The organism is Poritiphilus flavus (genome assembly GCF_009901585.1).
Lineage (GTDB): Bacteria > Bacteroidota > Bacteroidia > Flavobacteriales > Flavobacteriaceae > Poritiphilus > Poritiphilus flavus.
In genome coordinates, this window is sequence record NZ_WXYO01000003.1 from 29938 (window position 1) to 45614 (window position 15677).

Annotated in this window: 18 protein-coding genes; 5 read left to right on the forward strand and 13 right to left on the reverse strand. The window is 43.7% G+C overall.

Annotated features, from left to right (window positions below; translation table 11 throughout):
- Positions 1-2: 2 nt before the first annotated feature.
- From GTQ38_RS07095 to rsfS, 6 genes are read right to left on the reverse strand one after another with little or no spacing between them, the layout of a single operon-like run.
- Entirely contained in the window at positions 3-272 is a 270-nt protein-coding gene (locus GTQ38_RS07095) for an acyl-CoA-binding protein (protein WP_161434809.1), read from the reverse strand.
- Positions 262-930 carry a phosphatidylserine decarboxylase family protein gene (locus tag GTQ38_RS07100; RefSeq protein ID WP_161434810.1) on the reverse strand — a complete coding sequence of 223 codons (669 nt, stop codon included), beginning with the start codon at positions 928-930 and terminating at the stop codon, positions 262-264. The genes GTQ38_RS07095 and GTQ38_RS07100 overlap by 11 nt, the downstream gene beginning before the upstream one ends.
- Positions 920-1723, reverse strand: a complete 804-nt coding sequence (locus GTQ38_RS07105; RefSeq protein ID WP_161434811.1) for a phosphatidate cytidylyltransferase — start codon at positions 1721-1723, stop codon at positions 920-922. Before GTQ38_RS07105 ends, GTQ38_RS07100 begins: the two co-directional genes overlap by 11 nt.
- A gap of 1 nt (position 1724) precedes the next feature.
- A complete protein-coding gene (locus GTQ38_RS07110; RefSeq protein WP_161435188.1) occupies positions 1725-2336 on the reverse strand; it encodes an LUD domain-containing protein in 612 nt (203 codons plus the stop codon).
- A gap of 54 nt (positions 2337-2390) precedes the next feature.
- Positions 2391-4382 carry an ATP-dependent zinc metalloprotease FtsH gene (gene ftsH / locus GTQ38_RS07115; RefSeq protein ID WP_161434812.1) on the reverse strand — a complete coding sequence of 664 codons (1992 nt, stop codon included), beginning with the start codon at positions 4380-4382 and terminating at the stop codon, positions 2391-2393.
- A gap of 9 nt (positions 4383-4391) precedes the next feature.
- Complete coding sequence (gene rsfS / locus GTQ38_RS07120) at positions 4392-4769, reverse strand: ribosome silencing factor (RefSeq protein ID WP_161434813.1); 378 nt, start codon at positions 4767-4769, stop codon at positions 4392-4394.
- Between the two features lie 94 nt (positions 4770-4863).
- Between rsfS and GTQ38_RS07125 the strand changes: the two genes are divergently transcribed.
- On the forward strand, positions 4864-5595 hold the full coding sequence (locus GTQ38_RS07125; RefSeq protein WP_161434814.1) for a biotin--[acetyl-CoA-carboxylase] ligase: 732 nt from the start codon (positions 4864-4866) through the stop codon (positions 5593-5595).
- Positions 5596-5618: 23 nt separating this feature from the next.
- Here the strand turns inward: GTQ38_RS07125 and GTQ38_RS07130 are convergent, their stop codons facing one another.
- On the reverse strand, positions 5619-6014 hold the full coding sequence (locus tag GTQ38_RS07130; protein WP_161434815.1) for an SRPBCC family protein: 396 nt from the start codon (positions 6012-6014) through the stop codon (positions 5619-5621).
- Between the two features lie 4 nt (positions 6015-6018).
- Entirely contained in the window at positions 6019-6660 is a 642-nt protein-coding gene (gene pyrE / locus GTQ38_RS07135; RefSeq protein ID WP_161434816.1) for an orotate phosphoribosyltransferase, read from the reverse strand.
- 7 nt (positions 6661-6667) lie between these two features.
- On the opposite strand from pyrE, the gene GTQ38_RS07140 reads away from it, so the two are divergent.
- Positions 6668-7255, forward strand: coding sequence for an NUDIX hydrolase (locus GTQ38_RS07140; RefSeq protein ID WP_161434817.1), 588 nt, complete (start codon positions 6668-6670; stop codon positions 7253-7255).
- 9 nt (positions 7256-7264) lie between these two features.
- On the opposite strand, the gene GTQ38_RS07145 is transcribed toward GTQ38_RS07140, so the two are convergent.
- The 5 genes from GTQ38_RS07145 to GTQ38_RS07165 all read right to left on the reverse strand — a co-directional run bounded on the left by GTQ38_RS07145 (position 7265) and on the right by GTQ38_RS07165 (position 12990).
- Complete coding sequence (locus tag GTQ38_RS07145; protein WP_161434818.1) at positions 7265-9007, reverse strand: M14 family metallopeptidase; 1743 nt, start codon at positions 9005-9007, stop codon at positions 7265-7267.
- Between the two features lie 50 nt (positions 9008-9057).
- Positions 9058-9462, reverse strand: a complete 405-nt coding sequence (locus tag GTQ38_RS07150; RefSeq protein WP_161434819.1) for a response regulator — start codon at positions 9460-9462, stop codon at positions 9058-9060.
- The gene (locus GTQ38_RS07155) at positions 9449-11296 is read right to left on the reverse strand and encodes a PAS domain-containing sensor histidine kinase (RefSeq protein ID WP_161434820.1); all 1848 of its coding nucleotides are present in this window, start codon (positions 11294-11296) and stop codon (positions 9449-9451) included. The genes GTQ38_RS07150 and GTQ38_RS07155 overlap by 14 nt, the downstream gene beginning before the upstream one ends.
- 228 nt (positions 11297-11524) lie before the next feature.
- Complete coding sequence (gene coaD / locus GTQ38_RS07160) at positions 11525-11980, reverse strand: pantetheine-phosphate adenylyltransferase (RefSeq protein ID WP_161434821.1); 456 nt, start codon at positions 11978-11980, stop codon at positions 11525-11527.
- A 35-nt stretch (positions 11981-12015) separates the two neighbouring features.
- Complete coding sequence (locus tag GTQ38_RS07165; RefSeq protein WP_161434822.1) at positions 12016-12990, reverse strand: D-alanine--D-alanine ligase; 975 nt, start codon at positions 12988-12990, stop codon at positions 12016-12018.
- Positions 12991-13183: 193 nt separating this feature from the next.
- On the opposite strand from GTQ38_RS07165, the gene GTQ38_RS07170 reads away from it, so the two are divergent.
- The 3 genes from GTQ38_RS07170 to yaaA all read left to right on the forward strand — a co-directional run bounded on the left by GTQ38_RS07170 (position 13184) and on the right by yaaA (position 15655).
- Entirely contained in the window at positions 13184-13771 is a 588-nt protein-coding gene (locus tag GTQ38_RS07170) for a PASTA domain-containing protein (protein WP_161434823.1), read from the forward strand.
- A 3-nt stretch (positions 13772-13774) separates the two neighbouring features.
- Positions 13775-14806 (forward strand): RluA family pseudouridine synthase, encoded by a 1032-nt coding sequence (locus GTQ38_RS07175; protein WP_161434824.1) that lies wholly within the window; start codon positions 13775-13777, stop codon positions 14804-14806.
- Positions 14807-14896: 90 nt separating this feature from the next.
- Positions 14897-15655 (forward strand): peroxide stress protein YaaA, encoded by a 759-nt coding sequence (yaaA, locus tag GTQ38_RS07180; RefSeq protein WP_161434825.1) that lies wholly within the window; start codon positions 14897-14899, stop codon positions 15653-15655.
- Positions 15656-15677: the final 22 nt, after the last annotated feature.

A 15677-nucleotide genomic window follows, 5' to 3' on the forward strand; every position in this document is an offset into this window, starting at 1 on the left:
AACTATTTTGATTTTGGAAGGATCTCTTTCTTGACTAGATCGATATACAATTTCATCGCTTCCTCGGGTTTCACCTTTTGAGCCTGTATCAATGCGTTTGCCTTAAATGCGTTGATCAGAGGTGTTTTGCTTCTCGGGTTGTTCAGATTCTTGTTGGCGATCTTGTAGTAGGCGTATAATTTCAATAGTAGGTCTGCGGGTAGTGGGTCTGTATAATTGTTTACCGCATCTACGGCCTTTAAAAATTCCTTATGTAGTTTCTCATTCTTCATCTTTAGAGACCAATGCGGCTATGCAGGTCTTCGCTCCCACAACCTTTTGATTTAGCTTCACGGTTATAGCACAATCCAAAGGTAACAACAAATCCACCCGTGACCCAAATTTTATGAATCCCGCGTCTTCTCCCTGCTGGACATGATCTCCTATCTCGGCATAATTTATTATCCTCCGCGCCATTGCCCCTGCTATTTGCCGGTAAAGGATATCTCCGAATTTTGGCGTTCTGACCACTACTGTGGTCCGTTCGTTTTCCTCGCTCGATTTTGGATGCCAGGCCACGAGGTATTTTCCGGGATGGTATTTGGAATAGGATATCACACCGCTTGCCGGATAGCGGGTCACGTGTACATTGATGGGCGACATGAAAATGGATACCTGTATTCGCTTATCCTGAAAGAACTCCTTTTCTTCTACCTCTTCAATGACCACGACCTTCCCATCAACCGGTGCGAGAATTTCATCAAAATCCCTGACAACCACCCTGGTAGGGTTCCTGAAGAATTGCAGTATCAGGATGAGAACTACCAATGACAGGATCTGAAGGCCCAGCTTCAGCCAGGGAATATCGATGTAAAATTGTGCGATCAGGATTACTGCACAGACGATGAAAAATGTGGTGAGAATAATGCGTTGCCCTTCTTTATGAAACATAGGTAAAAATGGTTAGTGTTAAGTAAGCAAAAGGGGCTGCAAATACCAAACTGTCCAGTCTATCGAGCATTCCGCCATGTCCGGGAAGGATAGCACCACTGTCCTTTACCCCGGCCATCCTTTTTAATTTGGATTCGATGAGGTCTCCCAAGTTACCCATAACTACGATAACCGCAGCCAGGATTAACCATTGGGTAGGGCTCACAATAGGCTCATAGCGGGCCATTAAATAAGCGGCACCCAGCGTAAAGACCAATCCACCCAGAGTACCTTCCCAGGTCTTTTTGGGAGAGACTTGAGGGAAAAGTTTGGTTCTGCCCAGATTCTTTCCGACGAGGTAGGCAAAGGAATCATTAACCCAAATGAGAATAAAAATACCCATAATCAAACTTTGTGCGAAGGCATTGTCCTTATAGGGGATCATGGTTAAAAAAATGCAACCTCCGCCAATGTAAAAAAGCCCGACAATAAACTTCTGATAGTTGTAATAAAGCTGCTTTTTATTTGAGAACAAATAGAACAGCAATGCAAAATTAATGGTAATCGTAAGGAACATCAAAATGTTGATCAATACTTTATCACCAATTAAGTAAATATAGGCCCACCACAAAGTCAGATAGGCAACAAAAATGTAATATCCTCTGAGATGTACCAACCTTTTGTATTCGTAAAGGCAGGCAAGTCCGAAGACCATAAAAAGAAAATCAAAAGCGTCTGAACTTAAATAGACCGCAGACAGGAGAAGGATAACATACACTGCTCCGGTTATCAAACGCCTTAAAAGTTCTCTCATGTTAAAGGTCTTCCAGAAGTAAAAGGTATAAATGTTTTGAGCTGCTGCCGTAGGTAAGGAAATCATCGGCATTTTCCTTGCTCGCCTGGAAATGCTTTATGGTAGTAATGTTTGCGGGGATTCCGTTCTTGTACTTTTTCTTGATCGTTTTCAAACCCTCTCCTATAGTCTCTACAAGTTGACTGGTAGTGGCGAAAACGATCACATTATCGGGGACTTCGTTAAGCTTTTTCTCCTTGAGTTGGTTAGAACAAACCAAAATGGACCCGTTCTGGGCGACCAGGTGTTCGCAGGTGGTAAGAAAAACCTGGCTATCCTTGGTCTTTTCAGTAAAGGAAATGTTCTCCTTGGAAAACTTTTTTTCAAGTTGTGGATTGAGAATAAAAAATGGATGGTTTTCCCATTGGTTCTCCTGGATAATGTTTTTCAAGGCCTGAGAAACTTCCGAAAAAGAATCGCAGTAAAGGAACTTACCTCCGTTCTTTTTGAAATGAATGGTGAATTTTTCATCAACAGGAATCTGAAGGTCGGGCATATGAGCCCCTCTGGTTTCCACAGTTTCTTTGGAAACCTTTTTTTTACCACCTCCAAATAACTTGTCAAAAAGCCCCATTCTATTGGTTACACCTAAAATGATGTTGGTTACTAAAAACAACGTTTTTAGTGCTTATTTATTTTCTTTTGCAGATTCTTCGGGCGCGGGCTCTTCTTTGGCTACGCTTTTCTGCTCTGTTTCTACCTCTTCCTTTTCAAATGGTCTTTTACCAAATATCTTCTCCAGGTCTTCTTTGAATATTACCTCCCTTTCCAGCAGACGTTCCGCAAGTTCGGTAAGCTTATCTTTGTTTTCTTCCAAGACATTAATAGCACGCTGATATTGCTCCTCTACAATTTTGGAGATCTCCTTGTCTATGGTTTGCGCCGTCTCTTCGCTATAAGGCTTGGAGAAACCGAATTCATTCTGTCCGGAAGAATCGTAATAGGTAAGATTGCCTATCTCCTCGTTAAGGCCGTAAATAGTGACCATGGCCCGGGCCTGTTTGGTTACCTTTTCCAGATCACTTAGGGCACCGGTAGAGATCTTATTGAAGATCACTTTCTCAGCTGCCCTGCCTCCAAGGGTAGCACACATTTCGTCTTTCATCTGCTCAGGACGTACAATAAGTCTTTCTTCCGGAAGGTACCAGGCTGCTCCAAGGGATTGCCCTCGAGGAACAATGGTAACCTTGACCAACGGAGCCGCGTGTTCCAGCATCCAGCTTACCGTGGCGTGACCTGCCTCATGGTACGCAATTGTGCGCTTCTCACCAGGTGTAATTATCTTGTTCTTTTTCTCTAAACCTCCTACGATACGGTCTACAGCATCCAGAAAATCCTGTTTGGTCACCGCCTTTTTTTCCTTACGCGCTGCGATTAGCGCAGCCTCGTTACACACATTGGCGATGTCTGCTCCTGAGAAGCCAGGGGTTTGCCGAGCCAGGAAATCCAGGTCTAAAGTTTCAGCTGTTTTTATGGGTCTGAGGTGTACTTCAAATATCTCTTTACGTTCACGGATATCCGGTAGATCCACGTAGATCTGCCTGTCAAATCGTCCCGCCCGCATCAATGCCTTGTCCAGTACATCGGCCCGGTTAGTGGCAGCCAAAACGATCACGTTGGTATTCGTGCCAAAACCGTCCATTTCGGTTAACAACTGGTTCAGGGTATTCTCTCTTTCATCGTTAGAACCGGTGAAATTGTTCTTGCCTCTGGCGCGACCAATGGCGTCTATTTCATCAATAAATATTATGGAAGGAGATTTGTCTTTGGCTTGTTTGAAGAGATCCCTCACACGGGATGCTCCCACACCGACAAACATTTCAACAAAGTCTGATCCGGACAGCGAAAAGAAGGGTACTTTGGCTTCTCCGGCAACGGCCTTGGCCAATAGGGTCTTTCCTGTTCCCGGAGGACCAACCAGCAGTGCTCCTTTTGGAATTTTTCCACCCAAAGAGGTATACTTATCCGGGTTTTTCAGGAATTCCACGATCTCTTCTACTTCTTCCTTAGCACCTTCGAGTCCGGCAACATCTTTAAAAGAAGTTCGGGTATCGGTTTTCTCATCAAAGAGTTTGGCCTTGGACTTCCCTATGTTAAAGATCTGTCCTCCGGCGCCTCCACCTGCTCCTCCGGACATTCGCCTCATCAGATAGATCCATATCCCTATGATCAATACAAAGGGAAGAATGGAGAAAATGATGTCTGTAAACAACTTGGATTCTTTGTCGAACTCAACGATAGTATCCAGATTATTCTCCTTTTTGATCTCCGTGATCTCATTCTGGAAGATCTGCAGATCCCCGTAATCGAGCACATACTGAGGTACCATTCCCGTGGAAGGGAACAGAGGTTTGTCCGAAACGTCTTTGTGCACGTCCTTTTGCAAGGCCTCTTCACTTAGAAAGACCTTGGCCTGGTTTGTATTGGTGATGATCAATATCTTGGTGATATCACCATTTCTGAGGTATTCCTGTAGCTCAGAAGTTGTAGTTTTCTTGGTAGAGGCCAGATTACCACTTCCAAAAAACTGGAACCCGATAAGTAAGATGGCTATGAGGCCATAGATCCACCATGCGCTAAAACGGGGTTTCTTCTGGGGTGTTTTGTTATCTTTTGCCATGGTTTATTTTTACGAATTAAAGCTGCTCTCCACGAGAGTAACTTTGGCATCTCCCCAAAGTCCCTCAATATCATAAAATTCTCTTATGTGTTTCTGGAAAACATGAACCACGACGTTTACGTAGTCCAATAATACCCATTCCGCATTATCGGAACCTTCAATATGCCAGGGTTTATCTTGTATAGCTTTGCTTACGGTCTTTTGAATAGAGTTTACAATTGCGTTTACATGTGTGTTGGAAGTACCATTACAAATTATAAAGTAGTCACAAACGGTATTTTCAATATCCCTAAGGTCAAGTAAATTAATCTCCAGTCCTTTTACTTCTTCTATTCCATGTAAGATTAAGGCAATTAGCTCATCTGCACTAGCTTTCCTTTTCTGCATTCAGAATTTTTAGTTTCTACAAAGTTATTATTTTTTTGTATTCTTAGCCATTGTTTTTAACATAACATTGTAGTACGAAAACAAGACCTATACCATGCAGTTGATCAAACTTGATGCCACGGATTCGACGAATTTATATCTCAAAAACCTCTGGCTCAACGATCACCCCGAAGAAGATGTTGTGGTGGTTGCGGAAAAACAGCTAAAAGGTCGTGGTCAACGCGGTTCTTCCTGGCAGTCTGAGCCCGGTAAGAACCTGACTTTTAGTTTATTAAAGAGGTTTCACAATCTTGATGTCCAAAATCAATTTCACCTGAATATTGCCGTATCCCTGGCGATATATTCCGTCCTGAAAAAAATTCCCATACCAGACCTTTTTGTTAAATGGCCTAACGACATTCTGTCAGGTAATTCGAAGATATGTGGAATTTTAGTAGAAAATATCCTACAAAAACAACAAATACAGGCCTCGATTATCGGTGTTGGTCTTAATGTCAATCAAACGGAATTTCCGGGTCTGTCCCATGTTTCTTCCCTTAAGCTGATTACGGGGCAGAACCGACATTTGGATGAACTATTACAGGATATTTTAGACCAGCTGCAGACAAACCTGCAACAACTGGACATAGCGGGGAATTGTCAGTCCATTCCGGCTTATGAGGAGGTTTTGTTCAGGAAGGACAAGCCATCTACCTTCAAAGATGCTCAGGGGGAACTCTTCATGGGCTTTATTCGGGGTGTGTCCCCGGAAGGTAAACTAAGGGTGGAACTGGAAGATCTTATCCTTAAGGACTTCGACCTTAAAGAAGTTCAATTAATGTATTAATAGGGATACTCCGGAGATTTACACTAGGGGATAACCGAAAGATTATCGGAGAGCGTATTCATGAAATTGGTGATGGGCGACTTTATCATCATGGCCATCATCGCATTGAATTCACCTTCGAAACTCAGTCTTACCTTACTTTCATTTTCTGAGACCGCCTGAATGTTTGCGCTAAGTGTAAAAGGAAGTTTGCCGCCTGCGGCCCCTAATACGATTCGGTCATAGGGTTGCTGCTCTTTCCTCTCCAAAGTAATTTCAGGCATACCTTTAAGCGCGAATAAGAAGGTGTTTTCATCAATAAGCTGGAACTTATCGATACTTTCCGGCATTAATTTTTCAAAATTGTTCAGGTCCGTCAGAAATTCAAAAACGGCCTTATTGCTCTTGGGTATTGACTTTTCTGTTGTTTCTATGTGCATAAATCTAGGATTGCCAGGATTCGGGTTGCTTGCGCCATTCCAACAGAGTATTCATTTGAGACTCCTGAATGTAGTTGGTAGCAGAAGCTAATTCGATAAGACTCTCGTAATCGCTGAGGGTATGCAGCGCCACATTATTGTTTTCAAAATTTGCCCTGGCTACTTCAAAACCATAGGTGAAAATGGCTATCATGCCTTTGACGTTTGCGCCACTTTGTTTCAGGGCTTCTACAGCGTTCAGGCTGCTTTTACCGGTGCTGATGAGATCCTCTATCACCACAACCGTCTGGTCTGCCTCTAATTGGCCTTCTATTTGATTTTGTCTGCCGTGCGATTTTGGTTCGGGACGTACATAAATAAAAGGAAGTCCAAGATATTCGGCCACCAAGACCCCGATTCCTATAGCTCCGGTCGCCACACCCGCAATGATATCCGGTTTGCCGTACAGGGCTTCTACCTGCTTGGCCATTTCTTCTCGAACGAAATTCCTGATTGTAGGATGGGAGAGTATAATACGATTATCGCAATAAATAGGAGATTTCCACCCCGATGCCCAGCTAAACGGATTTTCTGGTCTCAACTTAATTGCATTAATTTGCAACAGCAGTTCTGCCGTTTTTGCAGCGGTGTCCTTGTCTAAAACCATGTCGCAAATGTATAAAGTTTTTGTTAAAGACGCCCCTTTGGTTTTAACGAATAAACTGTCGGAAACTGTCAACGGCAACTATTTTCTTTTGAACAGCCAGGCCATACAGCAAGCAATTGAATCCCTGGTGAGTAAGAAGCTACCTGAAGCCTATATTTACCATCCGAATAACGAGGAGATCTTAAAGAAATTCACCAAAAAAATCCCGCTTGAAGTGGCTGCCGGTGGGGTAGTGACGAATAAAAAGGGAAAGGTACTTTTCATTTACCGGAATAATAAATGGGACCTGCCTAAGGGAAAATTGGATAAAGGTGAAAGCCTGGAAGAATGTGCCTTACGCGAGGTAGAAGAAGAAACCGGGGTAAAAGGCCTTAAAATTGAGAATTTCCTCAAAACCACTTATCACATCTTCAAAAAGAACGGGGCATTTCACCTTAAGGAAGTACATTGGTATGCGATGAGGACAAGTTATAGCGGCGAACTTGTAGGTCAAAAAAGCGAGGGTATCCAAAAGGTAAAGTGGAAGGGACCCAAAAAGATCCAGAAAGCCCTGGAGAATTCCTATACCAACATCAAAGGTCTTTTCGGAGACTAAGGACCCGGACTATTTCAGGATACGGTAAACCGGGTATTGCATGTGGGCTTTTTCGTAATGCTCAGAATGTTGATAGATCCACTGCAACTGGGCGTACCAATTTGAGCTAAGAACACTATCGGTGGCTTTTTGTGCTAAAAAGGCTTCGTTTAAATCCGGGTTATTTCGGAGGATTTCGGCCGCCATATCTTCAAAAGCGTAAGGTGAAAAATCTTCCTTTTGTTGCAATACGGTATCAAAAAAGTTCCAGTTAAAAAAGGAATCCATAGCCGCTGGTTCCAGAGTTTCCATGACATAGCGAAAGCCTGGTTGATCTGTAGGGACAATATAATCTCCCTCCTGAAAATTTATTCGTCGCTTCTCTGCGGAAACCTCGGTATCGTAGTGCAGATAATGTCCTTCATAGGGTTCCCGAACTGTTTTAAAGTCCGCTATCCTGTAAACTTCCACGGCAATGGAAGTGTCTTTCTCCAGCACCCTGAACTCTATATTGTTTAGTACCAGATGGTTCATCACTTTCTCCCAGCCCTTTCTTACGACATATGCTTCAGGAATAAGTACAGAATCCCTCGGCCTATAGTAGTTTTGATAGGTAACCTCTTTGGTAAAGGGCCTTTCGCGGTCGTATTTGAGTCTTGGAAAGCCGGTAACCTCACTGAGCAGCGTGTCTACCTCAAAACCTTTGAATGCAATTCGGGAATGTTTTAAGGTGTCCAACTCCCACCGTATAGGGTAGTGCGTTAAGCCGCGATGCCTAAGCAGGGCATTTTCCCTTAGTTCTTTGATCTTTTCTGTGTTGGATTCTGCGATCTCAATGAGCTTAGACATCAACTCATAGGTGCCTTCCACCCTTTGTTTATAAGGCTTCAACATATGTGTTTCCACCATCAAACCAAAGGTATTCCAGAGTGTGGTGTAGCCGGTAGAATACCTGGGATGATCCATAAATTGTGAAAAACCGTTTTCCGGGGGTCGGTTAAAGACATTAACATATGGGGTGATGTCCCAGCCGGATGCTTCCAGGGAATTTTCCAATTCAGGCATAAGCTCCTGATGGAGGAATTCTCCCAATTCACCTCCCAGTTTATTGTGCTGGGTGAAAAGATGGGTAAGGGTGTACTGATAATCCGCCCCGTTACTCACATGATTGTCTATAAAGATATCCGGCTGGACCAGGTGAAAGATCCCGGCAAAGGTCCGTGCGTTTTTGGTATCACTTTTAATAAAATCCCTGTTCAGATCGTAATTCTGGGCGTTTCCCCTGAATCCGTATGCAAGAGGCCCGTTCTGGTTGACCCTTGTTGTAGAGTTCCGGTTTAAAGCGCCACCAATATTGTATACCGGAATGGTAGTAAGAACGGTGTTCTTCGGGGCTTTTAAATTTCCTGTGGCCAGGTCGCGATAAAGCAACATGGTAGCGTCAATACCGTCGCTTTCCCCTGGATGAATACCATTGTTGATCAGTATGATGGCCTTTTCCGCGGCAATCTTCTGAAAATTGAAATCCCCGTCCGGATTGTAGGTGACAATGTGAAGTGGAAACCCGCTGTCTGTTTCTCCAATGGTCTGAATATTGATCTCAGGAAATTCCTTGGCCAGTCTGATGTAGAAATCTATGGTCTGGAGGTAGGTAGCGGTCTCCTGTCCCTCAGTAGTTTCAAAGTGTGTGCTAAAACTGGCTACTTTATCTTCGGTAGCCGTTTCACAAGCCGTAATTCCAAAAAGGAACAACAACAAAAAAAGCCGATTCATGGAGAGCTGTTTGTTTAATCGCACAAAATTAAACAAAATTGGCCTTTTCCTTATGCAGCCCTGGTAATTTCAGCGATCTCCTTTCTTCGCAGGGGTTTGTTCTTGTAATCCAGGTGGTGATGTGTTTTGGTCTTAAAGTATTCCCACTGTTCACGGTCCGAAATATCAATGGATGAGGTAACGATGTTAATCCGGATCTTTTGCCTGATGGGTAGCGAGATGAATTCCTCCAGGAATTGCCATCCATCCATGATGGGCATATTGATATCCAGAAAGATCACCTCAGGAACTTCCAGCTTATCAGCAATAAGATCTTTAATAGCGTCAATGGCTTCTTTGCCATTCAGGTAGGTTGAGATAGAATCGCAGATGTCCAGGTGGTCGAGCATCTTTTTGATTCCGAATATGGTTATGGGGTCATCATCAATAATACTTATTCGGTTAATTTTTTTCATTAAAATAGATATTAAATGTAGTTCCCTTACCTACTTCACTGCAGGTAATTATCTTTCCATTCATGGCCTCGATCTGATTCTTGGTGATGTACAGGCCAATGCCCCTGGCATCACTTTTGTCATGAAATGTCTTGTACATGCCAAAAAGCTTATCACCGTGCTTGTTCAGATCAATACCCAGCCCGTTATCCTCAATGCTTAGAATGCTGTATTGATCACTTTTTCTAAAAGAAAGGCGTACTACGGGGTCCCGGTGTGGATCTTTGTATTTGACTGAATTGGTAATGAAGTTCATCAATATGCTTTCCATATAGGCAGGTACAGCTTTAATACAGGTATTTTCGGGGACCTCATTGATGATTTTAGCATTGTTGTTCTTTAAGAAGGCTTCCAAATTATCCTTCACAATCCCGATTTTTTCGTTCAGGCAGACCTCTTGTTTTTCCTGGTTGACATTGGTGCTGATGGCCACTACTTCATTTAAATTGTCCAGGGTTTCCAACAAGTTGTCCGATGCTGTTATCAGCATATTGATTATGTTATTCTTTTCTTCTTCATTTTTTTCCACCACAAGGAAGTCAAGTAGCATCGAAAAATTAGCCGTATGTGATCGCAGATTATGAGATACGATGTGGGCAAAATTGATCAGCTTTTTGTTCTGCAGAGAGGTGACGTTGATAAGGTCCCGGAGCTCTTCCTCTTTTTGTTTCAGGTCTGAAATATCCAGGCTGATTCCCAACAAACCATAGGCGGTACCATGATCCCCGATCAATGGGATCTTGGAGGTTAAAAAAGTAGTGCTTTCCCCGTTCTTTCGGACACAAATGGATTCCTGTGCAAGCACTGGTTTCAGTGACTGCATCACCCTGCGATCCTCCTCTACAGTCATCTCCGCGGTTTCCTTGTCGTAGAATGCGAAATCGTTCTTCCCGAGCAATTCCTCCGGAGTGCTGACTTCCAGGAAATCACATTCAGATTTATTGACCAGCACTTTTCTAGATTCCAGGTCCTTGATATATACATTTAGTGGCAGATTGTCTACCACGGTTCGTAGTAATTGCTCACTTTCTTTGGTCTTGTTTTCGGAAAGCACCTGTTCCGTAACGTCCTGAAAAGTTCCGATCAATCCTACGTACTTACCATTTTTAAATAGCGGTTTACCCGCGGCAATCACCCAGATCTCACGTCCTTTTGCGGTGATCAATTGCAGTTTTTCATTCCAGGGTGTGCCGTGTATCATGGCACGGTCTATGGCCATTGCAATGGTATTTCTGCTGAATCCTTCCTTGTAGAAATGAATGCCACAGTCTATGTCAGGCTCGTAGTCTTCGGGGACTTCGTGGATCCGCTTGGTCATATCACACCAATACAATTCGTCTTTGACCGCATTGTATTCCCAACTGCCAATCCTGGCGATCTGCGATTTCTCAGTCAGTAGTATCTGCAGCTTTTCAAGTTTTAGTTCATTCATGACGCGGGTAGTAATATCTTCCGTCTGAATGATCACTCCGATCACCTCGCCATTTTCGTCATACCAGGGAATATTGACCCATTCGAACCAGTGCTCCTTCTTGTCTTCGCCTATATAGCGTTCTACGCCTACTTCCTTTCCATTACCGCTCAGGCAGTTTTTAAGTACCCTTTCCCATTTGGGGCTAAGGTCCTCAAATAGTTCATATAGCGATTTACCAACCACTTCAGAGTCCATAAAACGGAAATATTCCACCCATTTGTCAGAAACATGTACCACGTTCAGATTGCGGTCCACAAATGCGGTAGCCTGGGGCAATTGTTTTATGAGATAATCATCTGTTGTAAGTTGTCTGCGCAACATACTGTCGTAATTTCTTACTAAGGTAATCTGATTATTCAACATAGATCAATCAATGTTGTGAACTTCCCTAAACTCGTTGTGTGAACATGGTTTCGTATAGGCAATACTCAGCAAATCTGGCTTAAAAAGCAAGTAAATTCCTACAATTTTTGAACATGAGCTTGAATTTTGTCCTTGAAATCATCTGTGAATTGAGCAGGAAACTGTTGATAAATTCCCTGAACAGGCCTATTTCAGGCGTACTGTATCAGGCACAAGAACGGTGTAATCTCCTCCATTTCGTATGACATCACGAACAATTGAAGAACTTATGAAGGATTTTCCGGAAGAGGTAAGCAAAAACACTGTTTCAATTTCGGAAAGCATGCGGTTGGTATGGGCAATGGCCTTTTCAAATTCAAAATCGGCCGGATTTCTGAGCCCGCGTAATATAAAATTCGCATCCATTTTTTTACAGAAATCAATCGTTAGCCCTTGATAAGGAAGCACCCTGATCTTGGATTCTTCCTTAAAAGCTTCGGTGATAAAACGCTGTCGTTCCTCCAGATCAAACATATAGCGCTTTTCAGCATTTTCACCTATGGCGATAATTAATTCATCAAATAGTGGTAGTCCTCTTTGAATGATGTCGTAATGCCCGAGAGTAATAGGATCAAAAGAGCCGGGAAAGATAGCGCGTCTCATAAATTCGGTCTGTTGGTGAACTAAAGTTACTTATTTTAAGCTAATGCATCAATGATAGCGCTTTCAAACAGCTCGGCCAGGCTTATACCGGCAACTCCCGCTTGCTGTGGCAGTATGCTCTCTTCAGTAAGACCTGGTGTGGTATTCATTTCCAGCATAAACGGCTCGTCCCCCACAAAAATGAATTCACTCCTGGAATATCCTTTCATTTTCAGTATCTCATAGACCTGTTTGGCAACTTTTCCTACTTTTTCCTCCTGAACTTTTGAGATCCTTGCCGGGGTAATCTCCTGGGACTTACCCTCGTATTTGGCCTCGTAATCGAAGAAGTCGTTCTCAGAAACGATTTCCGTGATAGGGAGCACCTTGGTTTTTCCCTGGTAACGGATGACTCCCACCGAAACCTCTATGCCGTCCAGGAAGGATTCAATCAGCACCTCGTCATCTTCTTTATAGGCTGTTTCAATAGCGTCGTTGAGCTCCTCCAGCTTAAAAACCTTTGATACCCCGAAACTGCTTCCGGCCCGGTTTGCCTTTACAAAACAGGGTAAACCCACTTTCGCGATAATTGCCTCAGCATCAATTTCCTCTCCTTTGTTGAGGTAGTAGGAATCCGCGCATTTTATCCCGTAAGGCTTAAGGACACTCAAAAGATCCCTTTTATTAAAGGTAAGCGCAGCCTGATAGTGATCGCATGAGGTTTGAGGGATTCGGAGCAGTTCAAAATACGCCTGCATAAAACCATCCTCCCCGGGAGAACCGTGGATGGCATTAAAGACACAGTCGAATTGAATTGTACTTCCTTCAGGTGCTATGGTGAAATCGTGTTTGTTCACAGGATATTCCTGGCCCTGATCATCTATATAGACCCATTTTTCCCTGGCAATATGAATGCGATAGGCCTGAAACTTCTCCTTGTCCAGATATTGGTATACCACATTCCCGCTTTTCAACGAAATGGCGTATTCACTGGAATACCCACCCATAATGATGGCAATGTTTTTTTTCATAAAACTTCGGCTCTCGGATCAGGCCCCACAGTGGTGCGAAATCCTTCCGCATTCCAAAATAAATAAAAATGCCTTGTATTGGGAGTACTAATTACTCTTTTTTACGGTTATATAGGCAAGCGGCTTTGGCTTGATCCGATCCGGAATAGTTCTGGTTCATTTCCTATATTTGTCTGATGTAAATTTCGCATGCATGAAAAATTTGTTCAACTTCTTGAGAAGCAAGGTTTTCCTAATCAATATCGGCCTGGCCCTGCTAGCGGTGATCGTTCTTACCCTGCTCACCCTTCAATGGTTGAAGCGCTCTACGAACCACGGAGAATTTGTGGAGGTCCCTGATCTTTCCAAGCTTTCGGTCACCGAGATGCGTAAAGTGATAGAAGATTCCAAGCTTCGTTATGAAGTTTTGGATTCGGCCAATTTCAATCCGGAATATCCTCGTTTTTCCATTATCGAACAAAATCCTCCGGCAGGCAATAAGGTTAAAGAGAACAGAAAGATATACGTGACGGTAAACCCATCGGGTTACAAACAGGTAACGGTACCACAGATCATACAGGTTACCCAGCGCAATGCCGCTTCCATGCTCAGGGCCGTAGGGCTCGATGTACAGCGGGTTACCTATATTGACGAACTGGGTAAGGATATGGTCTATTACATCAAACACAAAGGCAAAAGGATCAACCCGGGCGATAAATTACCCAAGACTTCCAAAATTGAACTGGTTTGCGGTAATGGTACTATTCCCGATAGCGCACAGGTAAAGGCGGAATCCAATTAGGCTATGGAAACGGGCAATGCCTCGGAAACTTCGAACGAGGAACTATTTGAACACTACAAATTTGTAGCCGCTAAAGGTCAGGAACCACTGCGCGTAGACAAATTCCTGATGAATTTTATTGAGAATGCCACCCGGAATAAGATACAGCAGGCGGCAAAGTCCGGGCATATCTGGGTAAACGATACCATTGTCAAACAGAACTACAAAGTGAAGGCCGGAGACGAGGTAAAGGTATTGTTTGAGCACCCTCCTTACGAATTTCTGCTAACAGCCGAAGACATTCCCCTGGATATTGTTTACGAAGATGAAGCCTTACTGGTAGTGAACAAACCCGCCGGCATGGTGGTGCATCCGGGACATGGTAATTATTCAGGTACACTGATCAACGCCCTGCTCTACCATATAGAAAACCTTCCGGTCAACTCCAATGAAAGACCGGGCCTGGTGCACAGGATCGATAAGGATACTTCAGGTCTTTTGGTGATCGCTAAAACGGAATTGGCCATGACCCATTTGGCCAAGCAGTTTTTTGATAAGACCAGCGAAAGGGAATATGTCGCATTGGTTTGGGGCAATGTCTCAGAGGATCAGGGAACCATAGAGGGGGCCATAGGGCGAAATCCCAGGAATCGCCTGCAAATGCAGGTTTTTCCGGATGGGGACCAGGGCAAAGAAGCGATAACGCATTATAAGGTTCTTGAACGTTTTGGTTATGTTACTCTGGTTTCATGTACCCTGGAAACCGGCCGTACACACCAGATCCGCGTCCATATGAAACACATCGGTCACACCCTGTTCAACGACGAAAGATATGGGGGTGATAAGATTCTTAAGGGAACCAGCTTCACCAAGTACAAACAGTTCGTTGACAATGCTTTCAAAGTTTTGCCCAGGCAGGCACTGCATGCCAAAACTCTGGGTTTTAAGCATCCGCTGAGCGGAGAATTCATGCGTTTTGATTCCGAGATCCCTGAAGACATGCAACAGTGTGTGGAGAAATGGCGGCAGTATGCACAGCACAAACTGGATGGATAGCTTTTGCCAATTTAACTATTGATAACTCTTTTGATGCCAAGGGTGCATTTCACGAAAATCCTCGTTATTTTTAGGCAAAATTAATCGAAAATGAAGATTGTAATATCTCCGGCCAAATCGCTGAATTACGAAAGTGATTTGCCTACGGAACACAGTTCGCAGCCGAGATTTCCGGACGAGTCTGCACGACTTAACAGATTGCTGCGAAAGAAATCGGCCAGAAGCCTTTCCAAACTCATGAGCATTTCACCTAGCCTGGGAGCCTTGAACTACGAGAGAAATCAGGAATGGAGCCTACCTTTTACCCCTGACAATGCAAGACCAGCGGTCTATGCCTTTAGTGGTGATGTCTACAGGGGATTGGATATTTATAGCCTTCCGGTTTCCAAGCTGGATACCCTCCAGGATACTTTGCGAATCCTCTCCGGTCTGTACGGGATCCTGAGACCTTTAGATCTTATGCAACCATATCGTTTGGAAATGGGAACCAAATTCCCGGTAGGGAAACATAAAAACTTGTACGAGTTCTGGCGCGATAAGATTACCGCCTCCCTTAATGAAGAACTGGAAGAGGGGGAGATCTTCCTAAACCTTGCCAGTGCGGAATACTTTAAGGCAGTAGATCCTAAGAAGCTTAAAGTTCCGGTGATCACTGCCGTTTTCAAGGACTTTAAGAATGGGCAATACAAGAGCATCATGACCTATGCGAAACTTGCCCGAGGCTTTATGACCCGCTATGTGCTGGATACCGGAGCCAATACCCTGGAAGAACTCAAAGGATTTAATTATGAGGGTTACGGCTATAGCGAAGAGTTTTCCTCTGAGCAGGAGCTGGTCTTTATCCGATAGAATATTTTTCGAAAGCAACCGT

Coding starts and splice junctions, on each gene's coding strand:
- GTQ38_RS07125 (WP_161434814.1), top strand. CDS start 4,864: ATGCAGTTGATCAAACTTGATGCCACGGATTCGACGAATTTATATCTC.
- GTQ38_RS07150 (WP_161434819.1), bottom strand. CDS start 9,462: ATGAAAAAAATTAACCGAATAAGTATTATTGATGATGACCCCATAACC.
- coaD (WP_161434821.1), bottom strand. CDS start 11,980: ATGAGACGCGCTATCTTTCCCGGCTCTTTTGATCCTATTACTCTCGGG.
- GTQ38_RS07100 (WP_161434810.1), bottom strand. CDS start 930: ATGTTTCATAAAGAAGGGCAACGCATTATTCTCACCACATTTTTCATC.
- GTQ38_RS07105 (WP_161434811.1), bottom strand. CDS start 1,723: ATGAGAGAACTTTTAAGGCGTTTGATAACCGGAGCAGTGTATGTTATC.
- GTQ38_RS07155 (WP_161434820.1), bottom strand. CDS start 11,296: ATGTTGCGCAGACAACTTACAACAGATGATTATCTCATAAAACAATTG.
- yaaA (WP_161434825.1), top strand. CDS start 14,897: ATGAAGATTGTAATATCTCCGGCCAAATCGCTGAATTACGAAAGTGAT.
- GTQ38_RS07140 (WP_161434817.1), top strand. CDS start 6,668: ATGTATAAAGTTTTTGTTAAAGACGCCCCTTTGGTTTTAACGAATAAA.
- rsfS (WP_161434813.1), bottom strand. CDS start 4,769: ATGCAGAAAAGGAAAGCTAGTGCAGATGAGCTAATTGCCTTAATCTTA.
- GTQ38_RS07110 (WP_161435188.1), bottom strand. CDS start 2,336: ATGGGGCTTTTTGACAAGTTATTTGGAGGTGGTAAAAAAAAGGTTTCC.
- GTQ38_RS07170 (WP_161434823.1), top strand. CDS start 13,184: ATGAAAAATTTGTTCAACTTCTTGAGAAGCAAGGTTTTCCTAATCAAT.
- pyrE (WP_161434816.1), bottom strand. CDS start 6,660: ATGGTTTTAGACAAGGACACCGCTGCAAAAACGGCAGAACTGCTGTTG.
- GTQ38_RS07095 (WP_161434809.1), bottom strand. CDS start 272: ATGAAGAATGAGAAACTACATAAGGAATTTTTAAAGGCCGTAGATGCG.
- ftsH (WP_161434812.1), bottom strand. CDS start 4,382: ATGGCAAAAGATAACAAAACACCCCAGAAGAAACCCCGTTTTAGCGCA.
- GTQ38_RS07130 (WP_161434815.1), bottom strand. CDS start 6,014: ATGCACATAGAAACAACAGAAAAGTCAATACCCAAGAGCAATAAGGCC.
- GTQ38_RS07175 (WP_161434824.1), top strand. CDS start 13,775: ATGGAAACGGGCAATGCCTCGGAAACTTCGAACGAGGAACTATTTGAA.
- GTQ38_RS07165 (WP_161434822.1), bottom strand. CDS start 12,990: ATGAAAAAAAACATTGCCATCATTATGGGTGGGTATTCCAGTGAATAC.
- GTQ38_RS07145 (WP_161434818.1), bottom strand. CDS start 9,007: ATGAATCGGCTTTTTTTGTTGTTGTTCCTTTTTGGAATTACGGCTTGT.